This is a genomic window from Halobacteriovorax sp. RT-2-3 (genome assembly GCF_047085075.1).
Taxonomy (GTDB): Bacteria; Bdellovibrionota; Bacteriovoracia; order Bacteriovoracales; family Bacteriovoracaceae; genus Halobacteriovorax_A.
Genome location: NZ_JBKIYF010000001.1, coordinates 799,673 through 824,070, shown reverse-complemented (window position 1 = coordinate 824,070; position 24,398 = coordinate 799,673). Strand labels below are relative to the sequence as shown.

Genomic DNA, 24,398 nt, shown 5'->3' with positions numbered 1-24,398 from the left:
GCGAACTGAATGAGACGACAAATTTTTGTGTGTTTTAGCAGATTCTAAAATCCATAGCCATAATTGGCGTAGAAGTCGTAAGAGCTATAGAAAGGATTATAGCTTCCACTAAACATTCTCTGATTAGAGAGATCAAGCTTTTCCATGTACCAATCATAGTACTGTTGTTGATAGGCGAGTTGTTGCTGTTGAACTCGGCCCGTGTAAATGTATCCAGGAAGTTGGGCCCTTAATTGCTGAGTAGAGATCATTGGCCCAATGAAGGCATACGAATTCTGAGCAGCATACATCGCAACTTGAGGCCAGAAGCTCTTTCTGTGCTGGCGCTTGACCATTCGTTCTGAGACAGGGTCCCAGTCGAAGTACTCATTACTTTTAAGTTCAACACTACTATCGGCAAATGATTTTGTTTTTAGGTTACACGTTCGAACATGAAGAGCTCGACAGGCATAATCAAACTCGTCCCCACGGCTATCCTCATCATTTCCACTTGCACCATTTTCGACAACAGCTCCATTACAGCGCTTGTTTTTCTTTTCATGGCAGTAATCTAGTAGGTAGCGATCAGTCATGCGAAAATCATTAGGCTCTTGCTCACCATAAAAGTAGCGAGAGTAATCCTCTGTAATAATCTTATCATCGATACCATCACTTAGTTTTGTGAGAATCGAAATACCTTCATTACCCGTTTCAAGAGCTGGCATACAAGAGATATTAGCTTCTTTAAAGCCACTACAGTTTAGCTTATAAGTTTTTAAGTTAAGGGCCTTTAGAACTTCTAAGTCCTTCATTGGTCTTGTTGTGAAAATTGCTGCAATCTGTTTCTCAACGTCACCCAACGCTTCTTCACGCTCTTTTATCTTTTGACTTAAAGCTTCGTCATTTAATTCACTTTCAACACAGCCATATAAAATATCTGTCGTTGAACCACCCGGAGTTCCAGGGCAAAGCTCTGCAAGATTATCTGCTAAAATTTCACCAAAGTTATGATTACTCTTACTTGTTTTGTTTAAGGCAGATACTTTATCATTAGCATCTTTTAAGAATGAATGAATTTTATTCTTAAGATCATCTCTTCTTTTTTCGTCGGCCTTCTTCTCTTCCTCGCTAGGGTAGAGTGAAATGCTATCAAGTGTATTGTAATTACCAATGGCCGCTCTAGATTCATTGATAGCAGTTTTTATTTTTTCTAAGTCTTTGCTCGCGTCACACTCTTTAATTTTCACTCGACAGCTCTTTAGACTTTTCAGTGCTGAAGATAAGTCACTAAATGACTGATCAGAGATACCACTATCTAAGTAGAAGGAAGCATAAGAACCTTTTTCAGTATTAAAGATATTTGGATCTTCGTTATGATCAAAAGTGTCTTCGTATAATTTTAAAATTGTATTTTCGTAGTAATGCTTTAATTGATCGTTGTGCGAAAGTAAATTTAAGCTATTGCCCGAAGTGTTGATTTTTATAGAAGGAGTTCCTTCTTTTGTCGTTGTTAATGCAACATTAACAGTATCGTCCTTTAGGGCCTCTAGGTGAGCTTCTAAGAAATTGTTTGCATCATCTTCTGTTGCACTTCCAGCATAAATTTTTTGTAAGATTACACCATAGTTATTGATTGTATCCTTGGCCATATCTTCATAGCCTTGATCCATCTCAAAGTTTCCTGTGAAATCATTGAAGACCTCGCATTCTTTTTGTACGCTTGCATCTCTGCCACGACACGCAGATTTAACATAAGAGTAGAGATCCTTCCCATTTCCATCTTTAAGATGATTAAAGAGTTTTACGAAAGCATTTTCTTCTTTGTTATTCTCAGCGATACTTGCAGCTTGCTTCTTTGCTAAAGCCGATACAGTCGAGTGAATGACTGCATACTTTGTCACAGCTTGAGTGTGTGTTTCAAGCTCTTTTAGCGCCTGTGCAGTATTAGTATCAAAGAGTTTAGCGACATCAAGTACCTCGGCTTCTTTTTTAAAGCTTAGGTATTCATTACGAATTTTCTTTAATGATCTCAAGGCCACGACTTGTGCCATTTGAGCATCGCGAATTTTTTTGAGTTCGATAAGTGTTGGAGAGTCCGCCTTATCATCTTTTTTCATTTGATCTTGTTTTTCATGGATGGCAGAGATTTCATTTTCAAGATCTGTACACATATCAGAGGCCATCGCATTGAAGGCCAATGTACCGATAAGCACTGTATTGAAAATATTTTTAAAAAGTCTCTTCATCTCTTAACTTAAGTATAAAGTAATTTACACTATCTCCACTAACGCCTCTTCGACATTTCAAGTGGAAAACTTTAGTATGAGAAGTGATTTCGGAGTCTTAGCCGTGTCCGCCGGCCATGAAGGCTTGAGTTAGATCCAATTTCTTGTGATCATTTTTTATGGCATCGAAATATTCGCGAGTTACCTTCATCGTTTCTTCGATATCAGGTGTTTGGAACATGACATTTCTAAAGTGAGTTACATTTGGAAAGCCTGCGGCCATCCAAACGATATTCTTTCTAAGTGTGATAAGAACAGTTCTTTCTCGATCAGTGTACTCTTCCATGTATTCACGGAATCTTTCGATAACTTCAAGATAGTCACTTGGTGTGAATGTAATATCATCATCTTCGTTTAAGAAGCTCTCGAGAAAAATAAATGGATTTCTAAGAGGTCCACGTCCAAGCATCAGTGCCTGACAGCGAGTTGCCATTAGGCGCTGCTTTGTCATAGGGGCCGAGTGAAGATCTCCGTTTCCAATAATTGGCAGGGGAGATGTTTCAGCAATACTCTCTAAAAGATCCCAATTTGCTAATCCTTTATAGGCCTGAGTTCTTGTTCTACCGTGGATAGCAACGAATTCAACACCTTCTTCTTTTGCAATATGAATAACTTCCCCAGCATTAATTGAATTCTCATCCCAACCAGTTCTAATCTTAATTGTTAAAGGTACTTCGATTGCATTCTTCATTTGGTTGAAGAATTTTCCAAGCTTAGAAGTATCTTTTAAAAGAGCAGATCCTCCGCCTTTTGTGACAACTTTACGAACAGGACAACCCATATTGATATCGATAAATTTCGGCTGTCTTTCTTCGGCCACTTTTGCGGCTTCGGCCATGGCCGTTCCATCTTCACCAAATAGCTGCAGACCAATATTCTTCTCTCGTGGGTGAATCTCAAGCATTTTCACCGTCTTTTCATTCTTGTAGTTAATCCCGTGACAGCTCACCAATTCACTTACTGTCCCACCACATCCTAGCTCTTCCATCAATAAACGATATGGAGCTGTGCAAATACTACTCATTGGAGCAAGTAGAAGTGGTGAATCAAATGAAATATTACCAAGTTTGACCTTTGGGCGACGTGCCATTAGAGTGTCAATCTTAGCTTGAAGAGATGGTGAAAAAGTGCGATTATTGGCCATGCGTTTATTTAGCAAGTAGCTAGAATTAGGTCAACATATTTCAATAATTTGGAAATAATTACTAATGTTTTTTGAAAATCCAAGAGGATATATTGTTTTTGATTGCGACGGTACTTTAGTTTCATCTAAAGAGGCCGTAATCTGCGCTGTGGCCGAGATGATGACGATTATTTTAAATCGTGATGTCACGATCGAAGAGGCCCGTTCAAAATATGGGCCAGATCTTGTTTACACAGCAAATCAGTTTGGTCTTGATCCTGTGAACTCTGAACTACAAAGAAACAAGCTCATGACGACTTGGAAAGAAGTGACGGCAAAGCAGAGCAATAACTACAAACTCTTTGATGGAATGAAGAGACTAATTTTAGATCTTCTTGATCACGAATTTCAACTCTATGTTTGGACGGCACGTGATCGCAGATCAACGTTAAGAATTTTAGACGACCAAAATGTCCTTCAGCATTTTTTAGAGTTACGATGTCTTGATGATACGACTCCTAAGCCACACCCGCAGGGGTTAAGTGAGATGCTTGAAGATATGCCAAAGAATAAGATTCTTATGATTGGTGATAGCTACACGGATACTCAAGGAGCAAAGGGCTTTGGGGTTGAATCAATTGGCGCTCTATGGGAGAGTGGGATAACTAAAGATGGCTTTGGTGAGCATAGTGCTGACTACTGGGCCACGCACCCAAGTGAATGTTTAGATATAATTTTGAATAAAATAAAATAAGGACGACAAGAATGTTTGATAATTTAAGTGATAAGTTTTCAGAAGCGTTTAAGAATATCTCGGGTAAGGGAAAGATTACTGAAAGCAATATTGAGGATACTCTAAAACTTGTAAAGACTGCACTGCTAGAAGCTGATGTTAACTTTAAGGTTGTAAAGAATTTCATTAACAACGTTAAAGAAGAAGCTCTTGGTGAGAAAGTTATCAAAGGTGTTAATCCTGAAGAACAGTTCATTAAAATCGTTCACGATGAACTTGCAAAAACGATGGGAGACACAAATACTGAGCTTAACTTTGTTGAAGGCGGTATTACTCCAATTCTAGTTGTTGGTCTAAATGGTCAAGGTAAGACAACATTCTCTGGTAAGCTTTCACTTTTCCTAACAAAGAAAGAAAAAAAGAACGTTCTTCTTGTTCCTGCCGATACTTTCAGACCTGCCGCTAAAGATCAGCTAATTACTCTTGCTAAGTCAATGAATATGGACTGGTTCGATTCTGATCTAGGAAAGCATCCGAAAGATATTGCAGCAGAGGCAATGGCCTATGCAAAAGAGCACGGTAAAGAAATTGTTATCATTGATACGGCCGGACGTCTTCACGTTGATGAAGAGCTAATGGGACAAATCAAAGAAGTTCGTCAAAGCCTTGAGGGACTTAATCCTGAAGTTCTTATGGTTGCAGATGCTATGACTGGTCAAGAGGCCGTAAACGTTGCTAAGAGCTTCCACGAAGCTGTAGGGCTTACTGGTGTCGTACTTTCAAAAATGGACTCTGATGCTCGTGGTGGTGCCGCACTCTCAATCAAGCACGTAACTGGAGTTCCAATCAAGTTCATCTCTACAGGTGAGAAAATGAAAGACCTTGAACTCTTTCATCCGGATCGTCTGGCTGGACGAATTCTTGATATGGGAGATGTTCTAACTCTTGTTGAAAAAGCAGAAGCTGCAATAGACAAAGATGATGCTGAAGGCATGATGAAACGTTTAGAGAAAGGAAAGTTCTCTGTAAACGACTTCATGAAACAAATGGATATGATGAAGAACTTAGGTTCAATGGCATCAATCATGAAGATGATCCCTGGAATGGGGGGCATGCTTAAACAAGTAGGGGATTTAACACCTGCTGAAAATGAAATGAAAAGAATGCGCGTTATCATCAACTCGATGACAAAAAAGGAACGCGACAATTATAAGATCATGAAGGATTCTCACATCAAGCGTATTGCTCGTGGTTCTGGAAATACAGAAGCACAGGTTCGTGACTTTATCGCTAAGTTCAAGCAGATGGAGCAGATGATGGGTGGCCTTTCTCAAATGATGAAAGGTGGAGCGATGCCGGGGATGCCTGGTATGCCAGGAATGGGGGGAGGTGGAATGCCTAATCTTCCTGGATTTGGTGGCAAGAAGAAAAAGCCTCGCAAGAAGGGCGGCCCTTGGGGCGGTGGCTTCTTTTAATTCTTTAGGTCTCACTCCGTCTGCTGCGCCTGACTTCGGTCGGCGTAGCAAACTACGCCTTCCCTCGTCTTACGCTAGCATCCGAAGCAAGCCTTAAAGAATTAAATATCATTTCAAAATTTGTTTTGCGGCTTCGCCGGTGGCTAGGGCTGCGCCCATCGCTTTTGCTAGAGCTTCGCTCGTCGCTGCTAGAGCTTCGCTCGTCGCTGCTAGAGCTTCGCTCGTCGCTGCTAGGACTTCGTCCATCGCTGTTGCTAGGGCTTGCGCCCATCGCAAAAAAAAGCGACACCGGAGTGTCGCTTAGAAGTATTGAATTACTTTAGGATGTATGGAGTAATTGTCGACTCTTTTCTGTCGTGACAGATGTCGTAGCTGTACTCTCTAAGTAGTGAAACTTTTGTGATTTTTACTTCTCTGTATTTTGCTTCAAAGTTAACTTCAAGCTGCGCATCGAAAACATAGTTGAATGCTTCAAATTCGTCACATTGGTAACCATTAGCAACAACGTCTCTGTCTAGAGATCCTTGAACTTTGTATAGGTAATCTGAACCAACAACTTCGCGCTCAACGATCTTTCCAGTGAATGACTTTAGTTCACCGTTAAGTACTGCTCTAAAAGTAACAGTTCTAGCAAAGATGTCTGAGTTTAGGTGCTCAACATCTGTAAGTGTAATTGTTTCTAGAGCTTTGTAGTCATAGCTAGCTTCAGAAGCTACAGTGTTTGAAAGTTGGTAAGTATTAGCAAATGCTGTAAGTGTAACAAAAAGTGCGATAACAAGTTTCATAATAATCTCCGAGTTTTATTTATGCTGGTTAAGTACCAACCAAAGACTCAAAAGAAAAGTTTGGTTTCTGTTAAGATTTGAATATTAGGAAAAGAAAAGACGTGGCACAAGTGCCACGCCAGATACTTAGAGAAATAGAAGTCAGGCTCGCGTACCTGATTCTATGAAAAGTTATATATAGTAGTTGGATAAAAGATATAGCGACACACCAGAAGCGAATGTTCTAGCAAATCAATTTCAATATCCCCCTACAGATATATCTAAATTTTATTTGTAGTAACAATTAATTGACCGAATGAAAAGAAGAAAATTTATTTTGGAATCGCGGCAAGATTCAGGGGCCTTGCCGCGAAGTGTGTTCTCTAGACCTGATTACTCTATGCAATTGTAATTAAGTGGAGAGGATATTGTTCTTGTGTTCTCAATGAAAATAACAATAACAACTCCACTTGCAAAGTTGAGATTCTGTTAAGATTTAAAAGAAGTAATAACCGATATCCAATGTAACTGTTCCACGCTTGTGAAAGTCGTCAATGATAAGAGCATGGTCATTGTCACCTGATTGGGCCGCAGTGTAAGTTGCATAAAGTTCAACAAATCCATCACCCTTGGCATATCTTAAATAAGGTAGCCAAGCTACGAAACGATCGTCACCAGCTTTTCTGTCACCATCTCTGTGGTCAGTATACCACTCGCCACCAAAGCCAAGAGACCAGTTGTCATTAAAGTTGTAAAAAGCAAAAGTTCCAAACATTGTACGCCATGCATTTGCATTAGGATTCCTTCCATTCTTATTGTAAACCTGCAAGTAAGTATTCGCTTCTAAAGTTAGCTTTCCGTTAGCGACTGTTTTTGATGATAGGAAATAGGCCCTATGATATGAGTCGTATCCACTGTTGCGATCTTCACCATCAAAAATATAATTTCGGTTTTGAAAGTTTAAGTTAATTCCGTGCTTATCTTCAGTTAGGATATTGTTTACGTACCATCTTAATGATGAGTAAGCGTATTCTCCTTGAAGTGTTTTCTTTCCTTCTTGTCCTATATATTGAGTGTAGACAGGAACCCAACGAATATTCTGATTCTTTGATAGGTTTAAACGAAAGTAGAAGAGGTGATCCATTGTAATACCATCTCTATCTTTTGAATTGATCTCTGCGTATGTAGAGTTTAAATAAAGAAGTTTAAAATTCTTTGATAGGGAATCAAGAAAAGAAGCTTCTTCGATTGAGATTTCATTGACCTGCGCATAGGTTATATTAATGACCAATGAAAGTAGTAATGTTGCTATCTTTTTCAAATATGCCTCCAAGCTTACTTAAATAGGGTTCGACCCTGAACTTAGAGGGAGTATGATAGTTAATTGAATTAATCACAAAAAGATGTGGGTGAAGTTAGTGAAGGTTCACTTTCTTTACCCACAATTGAGTATATTATTTACACTTTGAGAACTTAGATTCAATAGAAACTTGAACATCGTTCCAAGTTTTCCCTTCGTGAAGGGCAAGACATGCTTTATTGATAGCAGATAGGTTTTTTCCTAGAGCAAAATCAAGAACATCAATTGTTCCTTCTGCCTCTAGCTCACCATCTTCGATATCGTATTTCATTGGAACCTTGATTGTTTTTCCACCTAAAGTCATATCTACATAAAGGTAGTTGCTATCAACTTTATTAACAACACCTGAGATTTTCATATCTTGAAAAAAGAATTTCTCAATCTTTGCATCACGAGAAGCATCTTTTGTGTGAACAGAGTTTACGTCAATTGTAAAACGTGCGCCACGAATTAGATCCTCAATAGAACCTTGTTTCTTCGTAGTCTTGATGTCGAATTTTTTAAATTCACCTTTTACACCAACTTTTTTTGCAGTCTTGTATGCTTCCCACTTTATCTTCGTATTTGCGTTACTAACTTCGAAACAGTTTGCAAATGTCATACTAGAAAAGAGGAGCCCAGCAATAATAAATTTCATTGTCTTTCTCCTTTGAATTAGATACATCAAGTATATGAAACAAAATGATTATCCGAAAGATTTTTATGTAACTTTACAAAATAATGACAATCTCATTGGTCAAATTGAAGTTAATAAAACATCTCGTGGATTCAATGCAGATATTGCAATCGTCTATAAAGAAACAAAAAAGATTTTCAAACACGTGGATCAAGTTTTTAACGCAGAAGATGAAACTGAAGCTTGTGATATTGGGATGATGAAATTGTCTCGTTTCTTGAAGTCAGTAAAGTCAATTTAACAACACAAAGACAATGTGTGTCAGTCATAAATATGACATCACCATTTTATGAAAATACGTACTATTAGTACCTTTTCGCTGCGTCAGTGGTTTTGAAAAGTTGGCACGGGCCTTGCTTATATATAAACGTGTGTGTGTTGGAGCAGAAGAAAGGATTTTTTCACTCCGTCAAAAATGTCTCTCTTTAAGAAGCCGGATCAGTGATCCGGCTTTTTTTTTGGAAGCGGCATTTGCCACGATGGCAAAATGACGCTGAACAACGCCGACCGACCAGTATGGGAGGTCAGGTGAACCAACTTTGTAATCTAGAAAACACCCTTACCAAATTACCACCCAACCGCGACACTTCACGAAGTAAAGTTAGCGACTTTTAAATTACAGACACCCAGCCGCGACACTTTGCGCAGCGAAGTTAGCAATTCCTGTAATCCAGCAAACCAACAAACCCAATACCAAACCTAGACACTCCAATACCCAACTATTAAACTTTTCTAATCTAAATATTTACCCAAGGGCCATAATGAAAAAGTTTAATCACTTAATCTTTCTGTCTTTATTAATTATTTCTTCATGCTTTTCTCAAAACGAAAAAGACTGGGGAGAAGCGTCAGATAAATTGGCCGAAGAATTTACATTTGCTCTTTCTGATTTAAATCCTGAAATCGGTTCATCATTTGGATATGAACAATATGATAAGTTAGGGACAAACCCTCGCATGGAGTTGGATGAAGCTTATGATAAGTTATTTATTAAGTGGATTAAAAAACTAGAGAAACTAGAAGAGGAAACAGAATTAGGTAATCTTAAAGTTGACTATGAAATTCTTTTAAGTGTTATCAAGAGAATGAAGAATCGAGTTGATACTTCAAGACGCTTAGGTGTTATCGCTGCTTCTAATGTTTCAGAATCAATCTACCAATCACTTTTTGGATTAATTAATCCTCAATCTCCAAAGCAAAGAAAGCAAGCAGGAGTTGATCGCTTTAAATATTATATGTCTGAAGAAGGTAAGAATTCTTATGTTATGGGGATGCTTAGTGAAGAAAAGCGCTATCTTGCTCTTTATAAAGATAAGATTTATCCGTTTGTTGGGGAGATCACAAAGAACTTAGAAAATTCTGCTGCCTATGTTGCTGGTGTAAAGCAATTACTAGAATTAAGTGGCCGTACAGACTGGCACAAAGAATATGAATTATTTCAAAAGCAAATCCTTGAGTATGATGCATTTATAAGAAATGAAATTCTTCCACACGCAAGACAAAATCCAAATTTACCAAAAGAACTATATCAAGTTGCTCTAGGTGATGCAGGAGTTGATATTAGTGCGGATGAACTCATTAAAATTGGAAAGAAAGATTTTGATGAGCTTTATAAAGAATACCAGAATTTAGCATCTCTAATTGCGAAGAAGAATAATCTTATAAAAGACGATCCTCTTACAGTGATTACATTCTTAAAGAAGAAGCAGGTAACAAAACTTGATGATGTTAAAAAGCTTTATGAAAATGCAGCAGATAAGTTAGAAAAAATTATTGCAGATAATGATCTTGTTTCGCTACCAAAGCAGAAATTAGTGATTCGTATGGCCGGGGATGCAGAATCGAGAGCGCAACCTGTTCCTCACTTAAATCCTCCACCATTAATTGGAAACGATGGAAGTATTAAACCTGAGTTTGTAGTACCAACGTCTTCAACAGGAAGTCTTCCTTTTGATGACTTCTCTTATGAAAGTGCTGCAACTATTCTAACTGCACACGAGGGCAGACCTGGGCATGATTTACAATTTAGTCGTATGCTTGAAGAAAAGAATTCTCTAATTCGTGCTCGTTATGCAATGAACTCTGTGAATGTTGAGGGATGGGCATTATACGCGGAAGATCTTGTTTATGATTACCTAACTTTAGAAGAGAAGTTTGCAGGCCTTGAAATGAGGCTTTGGCGTATCGCTCGTTATTTTCTAGACCCTAGTGTTCAATTAGGCTTGGCAACTGAAGCTGATGTTGTGGAGGTTTTTCATAATAAGCTAGGGGTTTCAAAGCAGATGGCCGCCCTTGAGTTTCAGCGATATGCGTTTAGATCTCCGGGGCAAGCTACTGCTTACTACCACGGATTAAAAAAGATTAGAGGACTAAAGGCGTTGATTGAAAAGAATTACGGAAAAGTTAAACTTAAGTGCTTTAATGACACGCTTTTATCTTTTGGACTCATGCCACACGATTTAATTCTTCTTTTTAAAGATAAGTTTAAGTCGTGCAAGATTTAGGAAGTTTAAAGTTTGACGTATCAAACACTCTTTTCTAGTATTTTGAAAATTAATTTTTTGGGACACACACAAAATGAAAAAATTATTTATCCTCACAATGGTTCTGGGCGCGTTTGCGGCCCAGGGCGATCAACTTGATATTAAGCTAAAGCGCTATATTGAGCGTTTTTCTATGAAGGCCGTTGAAAAGCCTGTGGGAAAAAAACCGCAGCTCTTTAGACTTGGCCAAGAGCTCTTTAATGAAAAAGAGATTTCCGGAAATCGCAATATTAGCTGTGCAGATTGCCATATGCCTGAATTTGGCAGTGGTGATAAGCTTCCTGTTGGAATAGGTGAAGGTGGAAATTGGGTCGGTAATGAGCGCATGATTGCTAAAGGCCATGCTATTCCACGAAATTCACAACCTCTTTATAACTTAGGTGATAAGAATATCGAATTTATGTTCTGGGATGGAAGAGTTCACTATCGTAAAGATTGGGATGTTTACACAACTCCAGTTGAAGCCTTAAATGGTGATTATCCTGAACGATGGGATATTACTGAAAATCTTGGAAGTGCCCTTGCTGCGCAAGCTCTTTTTCCAATTACTTCTCATGAAGAAATGAGAGGAGTTAAGGGAAGCAATGACATTGCCAACGCCGTAAATGAAGAAGCAGTTTGGAAGATCGTTATGGGAAGACTTTTAAAGATGCCTAAGTATCAAAAGTTGTTCAAAGAAGCCTATCCAAGGACTCCAAAAGCTGAACTTAATATTGGCCACTTTGGTCAGGCCATTGCCCATTTTGAAACACATGAATTTGCAGTATATGAAACGGCGTGGGATGAGTACTTAAATGGTAATCGCTTTGCTCTTAATCAAAAGGCCAAGCGTGGTGCAGTTGTATTCTTTGAAACTGGAAGCTGTATTGGATGTCATACAGGGACACTTCTTGGTGCGAATATGTTTGCAGCAGTAGCTTCGCCGCAGATAGGGCCAGGTAAGAACGATCCGAGAAGAAATGATGAAGGACGTTTTCTTGTAACCAAGCGAGAAAGTGATCGTTATAAATTTAGAGTTCCACCATTAAGAAATATTGCTTTAACTGCTCCTTACTTTCATTCTGGTGCATACGGGAGCCTTGAGGAAGTTGTTGAACATTACCGAACAGGTGTTACGGCAATTGATCAATATGACAGCTCTTGGTTAGTAAGCACTTTTAAGAAGAATTTTGGAAAGAATCTGTTTGTTGAAACAAATCAATATATGCTCTTTAAAAAGAAAGATGCAGCAGACATGATCCTTAAAGATCAATTGATTCGTATCAATGACTCGCAAAAAAGCGATTTAGTCTACTTTTTGAAGTACGGATTAACTGATAAGAAAGATCTCCAGAGAATTATGCCTTAAATAATTGGTAGCGAAATTTGTATAAACAAGCAGATTTCGCCCATATTTCATTAATATCTTCGCAACGTGTTACAATAACTATTGTCGCGTTAAACTTATGGGGAAGTTGATGAAAAAGTTGATTTTATTTTTAAGCATAGTCGCAATTTCAAGCACTTATGCTCTTGTAACAGATGAGAATTACGAAGGAGTGACGGATGTTCAATTCGATGTTGTCCGTTCATTTGATATTCTTGATCCTGAAACAGGTTACTCCCACCGAATTGATGCCCCAAAGAGAGGAAGTGATAAGAGTATAAAGGTTCGTATTGTTGGTCAAAATAATTGGGCCTATCGAATTAAACTTGAAGTCGACGGAGTTGAGCAAGATAAGACTTATCATGTAACGAAACGATATCTTAAAGAGGCCCTTGATATGGCAACGGCCTACAACTATATCCGCTTAAACCGTACTATTGATGAAGTAGGGAATCCTCCAATTGAGCCTTGTGAAGGTAGTGATATTTTATCTGAAAACCGTCCTGTTTATGTTGGCGAAATTTTTGAAGAGCCTAAGAATATTATTACAAGTAATCAAAAGTGGAAGGCCGGTTGCGAGGTCTTAGAAAACCGTAATTCATTAACTTCAAGCGATAGCAATACTAAGTCAAAGCTTGGACAATGTATTAGGAGTATCCAAAACTCAATTACACGTCAGGGTTCTTTAAAAAATCGTGGGCAAATATTTAAAAACCTCTACCGTTATTTAAGACCGGAAGAGCAGCACTTTGCCGCTATGATCTTTACTGCTCAAGGTGAAGCTGGAATCCTTGTTCGTGATATCAATGGTGGTGAAAGACACCCTGAAGAAATGATGATGATCATGAAGGTTATTGATAATCGTGTTCGTAACTCGAATGAAGATGCATCTCGTGCTGGTAAAGAAGGTAGTACGACTGCTCTCGATATTGCTTTAGATCCATGGCAATTCTCGATGTATAACCATAATGAAGATAATTGGAGACAAATGATGCTTCCTGGTCGAAATCAAGAGTTTGATACGGCCATTGATGCTTATATGAAATTTGGAACGGCCAATTTTAAGCCAAAGCCAGATGTTGATCATGTTTACCATTACCATGCAAACTGGATGCTTCCAACGAATGATGCTTGGGGAGATAACTTTAGAGCAAATCAAGATAATTGGGAGTTAAATGTTCAAGTTGATGGAAATCTTCTAAGACAGCCAAACCCAATGTATAATGAAAACAATGCAAGTGATCGTAAGAAGATTGCGAAAAGTTGGAAAAGACAACGCCATATTTTTTATAAACCAATCGATACAGATGGAAAGATCGTTGATGGCGACGATTGGCATTGGACTGTAAAGAAACCGTTTAGGTCATAATGAAAAAGATACTATTAATTACAACATTTCTATTTCAAACAATTGTTAGCGCTGGTGTTAGTGACTGGTCAATTGTAAATATTAAAGGTGACTTCTGGCTTAAGAAAAAAGATTCGAAAACACTTAAGGCAAAAATCACAAAACGTACTGGAAAAAGTAAAGTTACTGAGACTAAGTCTGTTGGTGATAATTATGAATTGATAATTTATTACGCAGGTTCAGCGGGTACTTTCCAGTTAATAGATATTTACTACGCTGTCATCTTTGATAAGAAGAAAAATCAATTTATTGGAGACTACCCTTGGGAATATAAAGCTCAAGAGGGATCTAAGAAAGTTGATAATCCAAAATGGGATATTTCAAAGAAGGTCATTAAAATCAATGACCCACAAACTGACTTGAAGAAAACTATCCAATTAAGATCAAACTAAGAAATCATAAATGAGTGAGGCGAGGGCGCGTGCGTCCTTTGCCGATAACTCGTCAAATAACGGATTGTATTCGTAAATTCCTAAAATCTGTTTTTTACTCGCTGTATACTCTTTATATTGAGAAACAAGCTTTCTTAAAAACTCAAGAGGGATTCCGTCGTGATTTACAGCGCTCACACTTTGCATATCACTAGCTGCAATAGCGTCTGCATCGATACTAAAGAGAATATCACCATCATGTGTTTCGTAGATCTCTTTCATAAAGCTAGTGTCGCTAAAAGTAAGAGATAACTCTTTGAGCTTTTTCGTATCGATAATATCCATCTTCATACCTTCATAATTTTGAGGCACGTTTGCATATTGATGAATTCCAATTTGCAAAATTTTGACTTCTTTCTGATTGGCCACTTGGCGAAATGGAGTCCCTGAATGATAGACATCATCACTTCTTGTATCAAGGTGGGCATCAATATTGATTAGAAGTGGATTCTTTAGTTCAACACCCATGGCAAGAGGATAGACATGGTCGTGGCCTCCACCAAGGTGAACTAATTTCTTTGCTTTTATCTTCTTTATTTTCTCGATTGATTGGGCCTGCATTTTATCAAAGTCCAACTGTCCTTGGTTGGCGATACTTATTATTCCAAGCTCACTGAGGCTATTATGATCGGCAAATTTCTTTAGCTGAGAAAGGATTACTTTTGGCCCGTGAGAGGCGCCGCGGCGGCCACCGTTTCTCACAACACCAAGGTCGTTCTCACTTAGTAGAAGAGCTTGCTGTGAATTAAAGTCATCAATTTTAAAGCGAGTGGCAATAGATTGTGATTTTCTTTTGTTAAGATTGTCATCTATTTCTTTCCAGCCCATGTAACTTCCTTTAAAGTATAACTATGCAAAAAAATTGGTATATTAATCAGTCCGGCAAAAATAAGGGACCATTCAACGCTCAAGATATTATCGACTTTTATGATAAAGGTCTAATTAAATCCTATCAACTTTGCTGGCGCAAAGGGGCCAAGAATTGGAAGCCTGTCTTTGCAGTCATTCAAGTTGCCCGTAATGAGGCCCAATCTTATTATGAGTCTAAGGTTTTAGATGAAGATCATGATCTTCCTGAGATTCCTATACACGAAGCGAAGTTCTTTGATGACTACAATGAGGATGATACTCCACCTCCTTTAGAGGAAGAGATTGAAGATGAGGACGATTTCGAACGTGAGTTAGAAGATAGTAGCGAGAAACTTGATGTCGCAGCAGACATTAAGTTACCTAGTAAGTTTCCAATTTATACAACAGTTATTGCAAGTTTTATCATCACAGTTGTTGTGGTTATCAGTTTCTACATGGCCGCAGGCCCTAAAGTGAAAGAAGTTGAGTTAAAAAATATCTCTATTAGTGCACTAAATGAATTTAAGAAGCCTGTTAGTGCAAATGATGTACATTTAATTGTTAATAAGGATATGTCTGCTCTTTATATAAAGCTTCCATTTAAAAGGAGAGTAAGTGTTGAGCTCATTCTTCATCGAAAACCTGATGAGCTACATCGTGGGGATGTTCTTGTAAAGGCCCATAATATTGGTGAAGGCGGAATTATTGAGTTTAAGGATCTAACATTAGAGGAAGGACAAAACTTCATACCTGGTTCTTATGCTGTAACTTTCATTTACGATTATCTTGGACTATTGGATAATATTAAGAGCAAATTTGGGACTGGTTCAAACCGTGAAGTTTTAGAAAAGAAAGTATTCCTTGTTCCTGAAACACGTGAAAAATATATTGCACAAATTACAAAAGTTGAGAAAAAGAAGACTGTTGCTTCAAAAAAGAATATTGCTGCAATTAATGAAAAGCTTAGAACACTAGAGGCCCTCATTTCTTCGATGTCTATTCACTATCGTCTTTCTCTTAGTCAGGTTAGTGGATGGTTGGCCCATAAAGAATTTAAGCAACGATATGCAAAAAATATTGCACCTTTGTTACAGAGTATTATTTTATCGAATTATGATCTTAATGATGCAAGACTTTCTAGTGAAGAGAGGAAACTTGAAAATGAAATACACTCTTTGGGTAAAGATATAAGTGCTTGGAGTGTGAAGCTTACTGATAAGCTGTCTCGCTATGGAATGCTAAATAAGAAAAAGCGTCTCTACCTAAGAAAGTTTATGGATGATGACCGCGTGATTTTTCAGTCTTCAAAGAATGATATTCAAGCAGAAATTCAAAAGCTACTCTAAGTCTACTGGAATATACTTTCCGCGCTCATTTTGCGTAATCTTTGCACTGGCATATTTAGGGTCATGTTCAAAAATTACGCGAAGATCTTTTTCTACAATCATCTTTAGAAATTCAATCTTATCAACAGTCGTCTGCCCAGGAGCAATGTCATAGCCCATTACCCAAGGCACGTGAACGTGATTTGATGTTGGGATTAGATCGGCAAGATAGATATATTCATTTGTATATGGGTGTATAAGGTGAGGAGTATGGCCATAAGAGCACTTAAAACGAAGGCTATCATTACTTAATTTTAAAATTTCACCTTCTTTTCCAGTGAGCCAGTGAACACGTCCAGCTTTATCAAACCTTTCAATTGTTTCTTTAAAGTATTGCTTATGAAAAGAGCCACTATCTCTTAACGTTGGATTAAGTGCATATTCCCAGTGGTCTTTGTGAAGGTGAATCGTAGCGTTTGGAAAGACCGGTGCAAATTCACCATTTTCATCCTTATATACCATCCCACCAACATGGTCGAAGTGTAGGTGAGAGATCACAAGGTCTGTCACATCTGCACAATCAATTCCCTTGTCGGCAAGTGCCTTCTTTAAAGGAGAGTGTTCTTGGCGAACATCGAATTGCTCATCAAACTTTTCACCGTGATAATCGCCAATTCCCGTATCTGTTATAATGATGCGATCTTGGTCCTTGATGATCCAAAGTCTTAGGTCGAGGTCAATGCGGTTGTCATTATCCGCAGGATGAACCTTGTTCCATAATGGTTTTGGAATAATGCCGAACATGGCACCACCGTCTAATCTAAATTTACCAGGGCTAATAAGTATGTTTTCCATGTCATAATTGTGCGAAAGTTTAGAAATTGCTACAAGACTGTAAGCGTTATATTGTGAATAAATCTTCAGTTCTAAATCTTAATCATTTAATGCACAAAAAACTTGGGGAAAATGACACGACTCACCTAGAAAGATATGGTCTTGCCCTCTATTATAAGCCAGTAAAATCATGAATATTTCATAGACAAAAAACTTAGGAGTTTTAATGAACGTACATGAGTACCAGGCCAAGGGTTTAATGAGAGATATGGGCCTGAAGGTTCTTAGAGGTGAAGTAGCGAAGACTGTTGATGAAGCAGTTGCTGCTGCAGAAAAATTAGGTGGAAATATTTGGGTTGTTAAGGCTCAAATTCACGCAGGTGGGCGTGGTAAAGCAGGTGGTGTTAAGCTTGCAAAGTCAATCGAAGAAGTTCGCTTACACGCTGACGATATTCTAGGTAAGACTCTTGTTACTCACCAAACTGGTCCAGAAGGAAAGAAAGTACACACACTATTCATCGAAGAAGGATGTGACATCGAGCATGAGTACTATGCTGGTGTTGTTCTAGACCGTGCAACTGGTAAAGTTACAATGATGGCCTCTGAAGAAGGTGGAGTTGAAATTGAAGAAGTTGCTCACAATACTCCAGAGAAAATTATTAAAGTAGCAATCGATCCAGCAGCTGGGTTCACTCCATTTGTTGCTAGAAAGCTTGCATACGGAATTGGTCTTAAGACAAAAGAAGAAGTGAAGGAAGCTTCAATTTTCTTTAAAGGTCTTTACGATCTATACATGAAGTATGACTGTTCAATTGCAGAGATCAACCCATTAGTAAAAACTAAGCAAGGTGATATCTTAGCACTAGACGCAAAGTTAAACTTTGATTCAAACGCTCTTTTCAAGCATCCAGAGGTTCAAGAACTAAGAGATCCAACTGAAGAAAGTGATAAAGAACTTGCAGCAAGTGAATTTGGTGCAGCATATATTGAGCTTGATGGAAATATTGGTTGTCTAGTAAACGGTGCAGGTCTTGCAATGGGTACAATGGACATCATTAAGCTACACGGTGGTGAGCCAGCTAACTTCCTTGACGTTGGTGGATCAGCAACAAAAGAAACTGTTCAAAAAGCATTCTCTCTAATTCTTCAAGATGAGAACGTAAAAGCAATTCTAGTTAATATCTTTGGTGGGATCATGAAATGTGACATTATCGCTGAAGGTGTTGTTGCAGCTGCAAAAGAACTAGAACTTACAGTTCCATTAGTAGTACGTCTAGAAGGAACAAACGTTGCTCTAGGTAAGAAAATATTAAATGAATCAGATCTTGCAATTATCGCTGCTGAAGATCTAGCTGATGCTGCAAAGAAAGCAGTTGAAGCAGCAAAAGGGGAGGCGTAATGGCCATTCTTATTAATCGTGATACAAAACTAATCACTGTTGGTTTTACAGGTAAGCAAGGTACTTTCCATTCACTACAATCAAGAGATTACGGTACTAACTTTGTTGGTGGTGTAACTCCAGGTAAAGGTGGAACAGTTCACGAAGGTTTCCCTGTTTTCAATACAATCAAAGAAGCTATGAATAAGACGGAAGCGAATGCGGCCATGATTATGGTTCCACCTCCGTTCGCAGCTGACTCAATCCTTGAAGCAATCGATGCAGAAATGCCACTTATCATTGCTATCACTGAAGGGATTCCTATCCTAGATATGGTTAAGGTAAAAGCAGCTCTTAAAGGTTCAAAATCAAGACTAATTGGTCCTAACTGTCCAGGTGTTATCACTCCAGGTGAGTGTAAGATCGGAATTATGCCAGGTCACATCCACATGCCAGGTCGTGTTGGTGTTATCTCTCGTTCAGGAACTCTTACTTATGAAGCTGTTTACCAATTAACTCAAAGAGATATCGGACAATCAACTTGTGTTGGTATCGGTGGTGACCCAGTAAACGGAACTAACTTCATCGACGTACTAGAGCTTTTCGAAAAAGATCCAGATACAGATGCTGTTATCATGATCGGTGAGATCGGTGGTTCTGCAGAAACAGATGCAGGTCGTTGGATTCAAAAGAACATGAGTAAGCCAGTTGTTTCTTTCATCGCTGGTGCTTCAGCGCCTCCAGGTAAGAGAATGGGGCACGCAGGTGCAATCATCTCTGGTGGTGATGACACTGCTGAAGCTAAGTTTAGAATTCTTGAAGAGTGTGGTGTAACTGTATCACGTTCTCCAGCTGAACTTGGTGAGACAATGGAGAAGGTTTTAAAGAACCTTTAATTAAAGAATTTAGGAAATTTTCCGCAAGATAATTTTAAGGAGATTAAAATGGAAAGAACTTTTAGTATCGTTAAGCCAAACGCGCTTCTTGATAACAACATCGGTAACATCATTAAGAGATTTGAAGAAGAAGGTCTAAGAATCGCTGCTCTTAAACTTACTCACCTTTCAAAAGAGAAAGCTGAAGGTTTCTATATTGAGCACAAAGATAGACCATTCTTTGGTGAGCTTGTTGCTTTCATGACTTCTGCGCCAGTTGTACTTATGTGCCTAGAAGGTGAAAACGCAGTTGAAAGAAACAGAGAAATCATGGGTGCTACTAACCCAGCTGAAGCTGCTGAAAATACTCTAAGAAAGCTATATGCTAAGTCAATCGGTGAAAACGCTGTTCACGGTTCTGACTCTCTAGCTTCTGCAGAAAGAGAACTTGCTTATTTCTTCGAAAAAGATGAAATTTGTCCACGTTTCTAATTATCTTTTTATCTTAAAAGTATAATGAGAGAAGGCCTTGTCTATGACAAGGCCTTTTTTATGTTTATAAAGAGAATTTGTCGTGTTAAGTTTACGTATGAAAACTCTTGTACTGTCTTTAGCATTATTCGGGATTTCGGCATTTGCTCAGATCCCAAGACAAAAAATTAAAATAATGAATCAACGACTTCATAAAGAGCTTAAAATTGCAAAAGTTGATTATTTTACAAATATTCCAAGTGAAGAATTCTACTTCGTCGATCCCTATCAAAAGAATAAAAAGAATAAAGCGTTGGCATTCTCTCTTGAGAATCTTTTCAAGCACTTTGCTCCAGATGCAAAGTCAGTAAAGCTAACGGCCATTAATCTTTATCAAGTTATTATCCAAAGAAATACTGAGAGGGCCAAAACAACTTACGTCATGTATAAGCAAGATGGAAATTGGATGGAAAACTCTGACTTAGGTCCTTTAAGGGTTATCAGAAAAGGTTTAGGTATAATTCCGAATGATAAAATTACCAAAGAAGGAATAGATTGGATTTGGATGATTAATGAGATTTCTTTCATCTATGAATAAATTTTCGAATAAACACTTATTTTACAGTTTCATCGTAATTTTTATATTTGTTATCGCTGCAGGAGTAGGGGCCGGTCTTCGTATCTTTGATAAAGATGAGCCTAAGCTGTTTAATGCTCGTGTTATTTCGAGATTGTATTTTCAAGTGGTCGCAAGTATTCATGCCACTTCCCAGAACCTTGAAGAATTTAAAAAGAGTCCAAGTTCTGAAGCCCTTGAGTCCGCTTTTCTTAGGGCCGATGCAATCCTTGGTCATACAATGGCCTATAGGAGTGAAATCTACTCTCTTGCTGAATATGATACAGAGTCGTTTCTGAAATATCTCTCTGAAGTCGACCGTAGCTTTAATACTGCTAGACAAAAGATTGAAGCACTCCTTTTTAAGGTTGAGTCAAATGTGGGATATTCTTATGTTGCTAGTGACTTGAATAAAATTGATGAAGTTCTAATCATCTTAGAGCGCTTGAATAATCTAACATTAAAGCTAGAGAGTGAGTCATGGCTGTTGTCTGCAAATGTATTTGGGGATGCTGCAGGTTCATTTGAATTTAATCGAATTGTTTTTCTCACTTCTTTAATTGGTCTATTTATTTGTCTGACCGGCTTTCTGATCATGCTTATTTTAAAGAGTAGGAGTGATGAAGAGCTAAAAGAAAAAAATGTTGAGCTGCTTAATAATTATCGACTCGCAAACCTAGGTGAGTTTGCCGCTAATGTTGCTCATGAGATCAATAATCCACTCACGGTTTTATTGTGGAGCGTAAAAAGAATTGAAAAAGTTAATAACAGCGATGGGGAAATGAAAAGCTTGGCGATGATTAGAGGTCAGGCCGAGAGGATTGATCAGATCATTAAGGGGATAAAGCTTCTTTCTCAAAATTCTAATCACTTAAATAATAGCCCAATAGATATTGAAGAACTCTTTGAACACCTGCGAGAGATTATTATTCATAAATGTGTCGCTAATAATATTGTTTTGAATATTGAAGGGAGTTGCTCAGGAAGTAAGGTCTGGGGGAAAGAGGTTCAACTTCTTCAAGTTTTCACAAACTTTATTGTTAACTCTATTGATGCAATGGAGGGAATGAATAATAAGAAAATTTCGATTAAGTATAAAACTAATCTTGAAGATCAGTTGCTTATTCATATTATCGATACCGGTAGGGGGATTGATCTTAAAGATCAGAAGAAGCTTTTTGCTTATATGTACACGAGTAAGCCTGGTACAGGTATGGGAATCGGACTTGCCCTTAGTTCACAGATCATTGAGTCTCTTAACGGCCATATCAAATACCTAAATAATGAGGAAAATACGACTTTTGAAATCATGTTGCCCCTTTATCGCTAATTAGTTTCTATTTTTCTTTTATACTTGGTCAAATCGACTTAATCGTGATAAAAATTATTTATGAAAATTTTGCTACTAATCGCTACGTTTTTTAGTATTAGCGTGATTGCTAAAGTACCTAGACAAAAAATTGCAATCTTAAATCAAAAACTTCATACCGAAGACAAGGTTGTGAAGGTTGATTACTTCACTAAAATCCCAAGTGTTGAGTTTGATTTTTTTGATCCATATCAACAGCACAAGAAGATAAAGGTAACAGCTTTCTCTCTTGAGAGTCTGTTTGTTTATTTTGCGCCTACAGCTACGTCCGTGAAACTTAAGGCCATTAATCTTTATAAAGTTCATATTAAAAGAAATGTTGAACGTTCTAAAACGACTTATATTATGTATAAGCAGGATGGGAAGTGGCTTGAAAATTCAGAGCTTGGCCCTATGAGAATTATTAGAAAAGACTTAGGGGTTATTTCAAAAGATAAGATTACTGAAGAAGGAGCTGACTGGATTTGGATGATAAATGAGATCGAATTTGTCTATGAGTAAGCTTTCTAATAAGCATTTATTCTATAGCTTCTTAATTATTCTCGTTTTGATGCTTTCTGCTGGATTTGGAGCAGGGCTTCGAATTTTTGATAAGGAAGAGCACAGACTTTTTAACTCAAGAGTTGTTGCTAGACTTTATTTTCATGTGGCCTACGCTATTCATGACACTCATAAAAAACTTATAAAATTTAAAGATTCACCAACAATTGATAATCTCGAAGATGCCTATTTAAGAATTGATGCTAGCTTTGGACAAATTAGTGCACTAAAGAGTGAAGCTTTTATTTTAGATGAGTATGAAACGAAATCATTTCAAGACTACCTGAAGGTTGCAAATGAAATCCTCACGTCTGCTCGTGGTATTATTGAGACAGTTCTTACGAGGGCCGAGAGTGTAGATGGCTATCAATTTACGGAAAATGACTTTAAGGAGATTGCTCGCTCAATTCTAATTCTAGAGCGACTCAGTGACTTGAACTTAGAGCTTGAAAGTGAGTTTTGGCAAATCTCTGCCTATGTCTATGGCGATATCACCAAATCTTTTGACTTTAAGCGTGCTGTTTACCTAGCTTCTCTTACCGGTTTAACTATCTGCCTTATTGGTTTCCTCGTCATCCTTGTTTTAAAAATTCGAAGTGATGAGAGGCTTGAAGAAAAGAATGTTGAGCTTGTTAATAATTATCGTCTGGCAAATCTAGGTGAGTTTGCGGCCAATGTCGCTCATGAAATTAATAATCCTCTTACTGTACTTCTGTGGAGTGTGAAAAGACTAGAGAAGAACACTGCTGATGAAGAAGAGAAGAAAAAGTTTAATATGATTAAGAATCAGGCCCAAAGGATTGATCAAATTATTAAAGGGATCAAGCTTTTATCTAAGAACTCTAATCATCTAAACAATAGTGCAATTAATGTAGATAAGCTCTTTGATCAGCTACAAGAGCTTGTTATTCATAAATGTAGTGCAAATAATATTGCTTTGAATATTGAAGGTGACTGTAAAGGTTGTCAGATTTGGGGAAAGGAAGTTCAGATTCTTCAGGTACTCACAAATTTTGTTTCCAATTCTGTTGATGCAATTGAAGAGATGGAAAGAGGGCGAATTACGATTCGCTATAAATCTAATAGTGAAAACCAATTGATCATACATATTGTTGATACAGGTAAAGGGATTGATCTTAAGGATCAGAAGAAGCTCTTTGCATATATGTATACAACTAAGCCAGAAGCCGGTATGGGCATTGGTTTGGCCCTTAGTACTCAGATCGTTGAGTCGATGAATGGCCACATTAAATATCTTAATAAAGAGGAGAATACGACTTTTGAGATCATGCTTCCTCTTTATCGTAACTCAGCTAAATATAAGTAGTTGAAATTATTGGGACGTTTCTCTACAACGAACTGTCTAAAATTCAAAGATCATATGTAAATCTTACAAGGCTCATTGAGGCTGATGCTGCGTCGTAGTATATTCAATGGGAGAGAAAATACCCTTGGAGGTAGAAATGTTTAACATTGGAGATTACGCAGTTTGCCCTGGCCACGGTGTGGGACAAATTGTGGACATCGAAGATCGCGAGGTAGGAGGACAAAGTCTTTCATTCTACATCATTAAAGTTGTAGCTAATGGAATGACTGTAATGGTTCCTACGAATTCCAAAGATGGAATTAGAGTACTCGTCGACGAAAAAGAGATCAGTGAAGTTTACGAGCTTCTTAATGATCATGATGTAACAGTTGATAATTCAACTTGGAACCGTCGTTACAGAGACTATATGGAAAAAGTGAAGACTGGTTCACTTATTGAGATTGCTGATGTCCTTAGATCACTTTTCTTATTAAAGAATAAGAAGAATCTTTCGTTCGGTGAAAAGAAAATGCTTGAGCAGTGTAGAGACCTAATTGTTCAAGAGATTTCAATCAAGAACGGGGCAGAGAAAACTGAAGTAAAAAATCAAATTGAGAGCTGTTTTAATTAATAGCTTTATAAGTTCAAGGTTCTTTTGAACTTATTCTCTTGTGTTGTGTGTGTGAAATAAG

At 37.9% G+C, this 24,398-nt stretch carries 23 protein-coding genes; 16 read left to right on the top strand and 7 right to left on the bottom strand.

Translation table 11 applies throughout. The features are described from left to right. Positions 1–44 precede the first annotated feature (44 nt). Both ACMAYX_RS03755 and ACMAYX_RS03750 read right to left on the bottom strand, forming a co-directional pair. Positions 45–2,225: a hypothetical protein gene (locus ACMAYX_RS03755; protein WP_412471561.1), complete on the bottom strand. Its 2,181-nt coding sequence runs from the start codon at positions 2,223–2,225 to the stop codon at positions 45–47. Between the two features lie 97 nt (positions 2,226–2,322). Beyond that, a complete protein-coding gene (locus ACMAYX_RS03750) occupies positions 2,323–3,408 on the bottom strand; it encodes a tRNA dihydrouridine synthase (RefSeq protein ID WP_392991477.1) in 1,086 nt (361 codons plus the stop codon). A gap of 64 nt (positions 3,409–3,472) precedes the next feature. Here ACMAYX_RS03750 and ACMAYX_RS03745 point away from each other — a divergent pair, with 64 nt between their 5' ends. Together ACMAYX_RS03745 and ffh are read left to right on the top strand one after the other, a co-directional pair. Then, on the top strand, positions 3,473–4,141 hold the full coding sequence (locus ACMAYX_RS03745) for an HAD family hydrolase (protein WP_103216856.1): 669 nt from the start codon (positions 3,473–3,475) through the stop codon (positions 4,139–4,141). Between the two features lie 11 nt (positions 4,142–4,152). Next, on the top strand, positions 4,153–5,595 hold the full coding sequence (gene ffh / locus ACMAYX_RS03740) for a signal recognition particle protein (RefSeq protein ID WP_392991479.1): 1,443 nt from the start codon (positions 4,153–4,155) through the stop codon (positions 5,593–5,595). Positions 5,596–5,909: 314 nt separating this feature from the next. On the opposite strand, the gene ACMAYX_RS03735 is transcribed toward ffh, so the two are convergent. The 3 genes from ACMAYX_RS03735 to ACMAYX_RS03725 all read right to left on the bottom strand — a co-directional run bounded on the left by ACMAYX_RS03735 (position 5,910) and on the right by ACMAYX_RS03725 (position 8,356). Continuing rightward, on the bottom strand, positions 5,910–6,380 hold the full coding sequence (locus ACMAYX_RS03735; protein WP_412462767.1) for a hypothetical protein: 471 nt from the start codon (positions 6,378–6,380) through the stop codon (positions 5,910–5,912). A 475-nt stretch (positions 6,381–6,855) separates the two neighbouring features. Beyond that, a complete protein-coding gene (locus ACMAYX_RS03730) occupies positions 6,856–7,680 on the bottom strand; it encodes a hypothetical protein (RefSeq protein ID WP_103216859.1) in 825 nt (274 codons plus the stop codon). A 133-nt stretch (positions 7,681–7,813) separates the two neighbouring features. Next, the gene (locus ACMAYX_RS03725) at positions 7,814–8,356 is read right to left on the bottom strand and encodes a YceI family protein (protein ID WP_158246784.1); all 543 of its coding nucleotides are present in this window, start codon (positions 8,354–8,356) and stop codon (positions 7,814–7,816) included. A 34-nt stretch (positions 8,357–8,390) separates the two neighbouring features. Between ACMAYX_RS03725 and ACMAYX_RS03720 the strand changes: the two genes are divergently transcribed. The 5 genes from ACMAYX_RS03720 to ACMAYX_RS03700 all read left to right on the top strand — a co-directional run bounded on the left by ACMAYX_RS03720 (position 8,391) and on the right by ACMAYX_RS03700 (position 14,104). Then, positions 8,391–8,636, top strand: a complete 246-nt coding sequence (locus tag ACMAYX_RS03720) for a hypothetical protein (protein ID WP_021266900.1) — start codon at positions 8,391–8,393, stop codon at positions 8,634–8,636. A 520-nt stretch (positions 8,637–9,156) separates the two neighbouring features. Next, entirely contained in the window at positions 9,157–10,899 is a 1,743-nt protein-coding gene (locus ACMAYX_RS03715; protein WP_412471560.1) for a DUF885 domain-containing protein, read from the top strand. Between the two features lie 73 nt (positions 10,900–10,972). After that, positions 10,973–12,286 (top strand): cytochrome-c peroxidase, encoded by a 1,314-nt coding sequence (locus tag ACMAYX_RS03710; RefSeq protein ID WP_412471559.1) that lies wholly within the window; start codon positions 10,973–10,975, stop codon positions 12,284–12,286. Positions 12,287–12,395: 109 nt separating this feature from the next. After that, positions 12,396–13,673 (top strand): hypothetical protein, encoded by a 1,278-nt coding sequence (locus ACMAYX_RS03705; protein WP_103216863.1) that lies wholly within the window; start codon positions 12,396–12,398, stop codon positions 13,671–13,673. Further along, positions 13,673–14,104: a hypothetical protein gene (locus ACMAYX_RS03700; protein WP_103216864.1), complete on the top strand. Its 432-nt coding sequence runs from the start codon at positions 13,673–13,675 to the stop codon at positions 14,102–14,104. Before ACMAYX_RS03705 ends, ACMAYX_RS03700 begins: the two co-directional genes overlap by 1 nt. Here the strand turns inward: ACMAYX_RS03700 and ACMAYX_RS03695 are convergent. Further along, positions 14,096–14,971, bottom strand: coding sequence for an arginase family protein (locus ACMAYX_RS03695; protein WP_412469701.1), 876 nt, complete (start codon positions 14,969–14,971; stop codon positions 14,096–14,098). The two genes, ACMAYX_RS03700 and ACMAYX_RS03695, sit on opposite strands and share 9 nt — an antisense overlap. 23 nt (positions 14,972–14,994) lie before the next feature. Here ACMAYX_RS03695 and ACMAYX_RS03690 point away from each other — a divergent pair, with 23 nt between their 5' ends. After that, positions 14,995–16,338, top strand: coding sequence for a DUF4339 domain-containing protein (locus ACMAYX_RS03690; protein WP_103216866.1), 1,344 nt, complete (start codon positions 14,995–14,997; stop codon positions 16,336–16,338). Here the strand turns inward: ACMAYX_RS03690 and ACMAYX_RS03685 are convergent. Beyond that, the gene (locus ACMAYX_RS03685; RefSeq protein WP_412462763.1) at positions 16,330–17,172 is read right to left on the bottom strand and encodes an MBL fold metallo-hydrolase; all 843 of its coding nucleotides are present in this window, start codon (positions 17,170–17,172) and stop codon (positions 16,330–16,332) included. The two genes, ACMAYX_RS03690 and ACMAYX_RS03685, sit on opposite strands and share 9 nt — an antisense overlap. 205 nt (positions 17,173–17,377) lie before the next feature. Between ACMAYX_RS03685 and sucC the strand changes: the two genes are divergently transcribed. The 8 genes from sucC to ACMAYX_RS03645 all read left to right on the top strand — a co-directional run bounded on the left by sucC (position 17,378) and on the right by ACMAYX_RS03645 (position 24,337). Next, complete coding sequence (sucC, locus tag ACMAYX_RS03680) at positions 17,378–18,550, top strand: ADP-forming succinate--CoA ligase subunit beta (protein ID WP_103216868.1); 1,173 nt, start codon at positions 17,378–17,380, stop codon at positions 18,548–18,550. Next, the gene (gene sucD / locus ACMAYX_RS03675) at positions 18,550–19,425 is read left to right on the top strand and encodes a succinate--CoA ligase subunit alpha (protein ID WP_021266725.1); all 876 of its coding nucleotides are present in this window, start codon (positions 18,550–18,552) and stop codon (positions 19,423–19,425) included. The genes sucC and sucD overlap by 1 nt, the downstream gene beginning before the upstream one ends. Positions 19,426–19,467: 42 nt before the next feature. After that, on the top strand, positions 19,468–19,896 hold the full coding sequence (gene ndk / locus ACMAYX_RS03670) for a nucleoside-diphosphate kinase (RefSeq protein WP_103216869.1): 429 nt from the start codon (positions 19,468–19,470) through the stop codon (positions 19,894–19,896). A gap of 97 nt (positions 19,897–19,993) precedes the next feature. Next, complete coding sequence (locus ACMAYX_RS03665) at positions 19,994–20,473, top strand: hypothetical protein (RefSeq protein WP_412471558.1); 480 nt, start codon at positions 19,994–19,996, stop codon at positions 20,471–20,473. Further along, positions 20,448–21,821 carry a sensor histidine kinase gene (locus ACMAYX_RS03660; protein WP_392991493.1) on the top strand — a complete coding sequence of 458 codons (1,374 nt, stop codon included), beginning with the start codon at positions 20,448–20,450 and terminating at the stop codon, positions 21,819–21,821. Before ACMAYX_RS03665 ends, ACMAYX_RS03660 begins: the two co-directional genes overlap by 26 nt. A gap of 60 nt (positions 21,822–21,881) precedes the next feature. Continuing rightward, positions 21,882–22,361 carry a hypothetical protein gene (locus tag ACMAYX_RS03655; RefSeq protein ID WP_146037770.1) on the top strand — a complete coding sequence of 160 codons (480 nt, stop codon included), beginning with the start codon at positions 21,882–21,884 and terminating at the stop codon, positions 22,359–22,361. After that, positions 22,354–23,727, top strand: coding sequence for a sensor histidine kinase (locus ACMAYX_RS03650; RefSeq protein ID WP_412471557.1), 1,374 nt, complete (start codon positions 22,354–22,356; stop codon positions 23,725–23,727). Before ACMAYX_RS03655 ends, ACMAYX_RS03650 begins: the two co-directional genes overlap by 8 nt. Positions 23,728–23,863: 136 nt before the next feature. Next, positions 23,864–24,337, top strand: a complete 474-nt coding sequence (locus ACMAYX_RS03645; protein WP_233189682.1) for a CarD family transcriptional regulator — start codon at positions 23,864–23,866, stop codon at positions 24,335–24,337. The last annotated feature ends 61 nt before the right edge of the window (positions 24,338–24,398 follow it).

Excerpts from the sequence above, each read along its gene's own strand:
- ACMAYX_RS03700 (WP_103216864.1), top strand. The coding sequence starts at position 13,673 with ATGAAAAAGATACTATTAATTACAACATTTCTATTTCAAACAATTGTT.
- sucD (WP_021266725.1), top strand. The coding sequence starts at position 18,550 with ATGGCCATTCTTATTAATCGTGATACAAAACTAATCACTGTTGGTTTT.
- ACMAYX_RS03650 (WP_412471557.1), top strand. The coding sequence starts at position 22,354 with ATGAGTAAGCTTTCTAATAAGCATTTATTCTATAGCTTCTTAATTATT.
- sucC (WP_103216868.1), top strand. The coding sequence starts at position 17,378 with ATGAACGTACATGAGTACCAGGCCAAGGGTTTAATGAGAGATATGGGC.
- ACMAYX_RS03645 (WP_233189682.1), top strand. The coding sequence starts at position 23,864 with ATGTTTAACATTGGAGATTACGCAGTTTGCCCTGGCCACGGTGTGGGA.
- ACMAYX_RS03755 (WP_412471561.1), bottom strand. The coding sequence starts at position 2,225 with ATGAAGAGACTTTTTAAAAATATTTTCAATACAGTGCTTATCGGTACA.
- ACMAYX_RS03690 (WP_103216866.1), top strand. The coding sequence starts at position 14,995 with ATGCAAAAAAATTGGTATATTAATCAGTCCGGCAAAAATAAGGGACCA.
- ffh (WP_392991479.1), top strand. The coding sequence starts at position 4,153 with ATGTTTGATAATTTAAGTGATAAGTTTTCAGAAGCGTTTAAGAATATC.
- ACMAYX_RS03660 (WP_392991493.1), top strand. The coding sequence starts at position 20,448 with ATGAGATTTCTTTCATCTATGAATAAATTTTCGAATAAACACTTATTT.
- ACMAYX_RS03655 (WP_146037770.1), top strand. The coding sequence starts at position 21,882 with ATGAAAATTTTGCTACTAATCGCTACGTTTTTTAGTATTAGCGTGATT.
- ACMAYX_RS03725 (WP_158246784.1), bottom strand. The coding sequence starts at position 8,356 with ATGAAATTTATTATTGCTGGGCTCCTCTTTTCTAGTATGACATTTGCA.
- ACMAYX_RS03735 (WP_412462767.1), bottom strand. The coding sequence starts at position 6,380 with ATGAAACTTGTTATCGCACTTTTTGTTACACTTACAGCATTTGCTAAT.
- ACMAYX_RS03720 (WP_021266900.1), top strand. The coding sequence starts at position 8,391 with ATGAAACAAAATGATTATCCGAAAGATTTTTATGTAACTTTACAAAAT.
- ACMAYX_RS03705 (WP_103216863.1), top strand. The coding sequence starts at position 12,396 with ATGAAAAAGTTGATTTTATTTTTAAGCATAGTCGCAATTTCAAGCACT.
- ACMAYX_RS03710 (WP_412471559.1), top strand. The coding sequence starts at position 10,973 with ATGAAAAAATTATTTATCCTCACAATGGTTCTGGGCGCGTTTGCGGCC.
- ACMAYX_RS03745 (WP_103216856.1), top strand. The coding sequence starts at position 3,473 with ATGTTTTTTGAAAATCCAAGAGGATATATTGTTTTTGATTGCGACGGT.
- ACMAYX_RS03695 (WP_412469701.1), bottom strand. The coding sequence starts at position 14,971 with ATGGGCTGGAAAGAAATAGATGACAATCTTAACAAAAGAAAATCACAA.
- ACMAYX_RS03715 (WP_412471560.1), top strand. The coding sequence starts at position 9,157 with ATGAAAAAGTTTAATCACTTAATCTTTCTGTCTTTATTAATTATTTCT.
- ACMAYX_RS03665 (WP_412471558.1), top strand. The coding sequence starts at position 19,994 with ATGAAAACTCTTGTACTGTCTTTAGCATTATTCGGGATTTCGGCATTT.
- ACMAYX_RS03685 (WP_412462763.1), bottom strand. The coding sequence starts at position 17,172 with ATGGAAAACATACTTATTAGCCCTGGTAAATTTAGATTAGACGGTGGT.
- ACMAYX_RS03750 (WP_392991477.1), bottom strand. The coding sequence starts at position 3,408 with ATGGCCAATAATCGCACTTTTTCACCATCTCTTCAAGCTAAGATTGAC.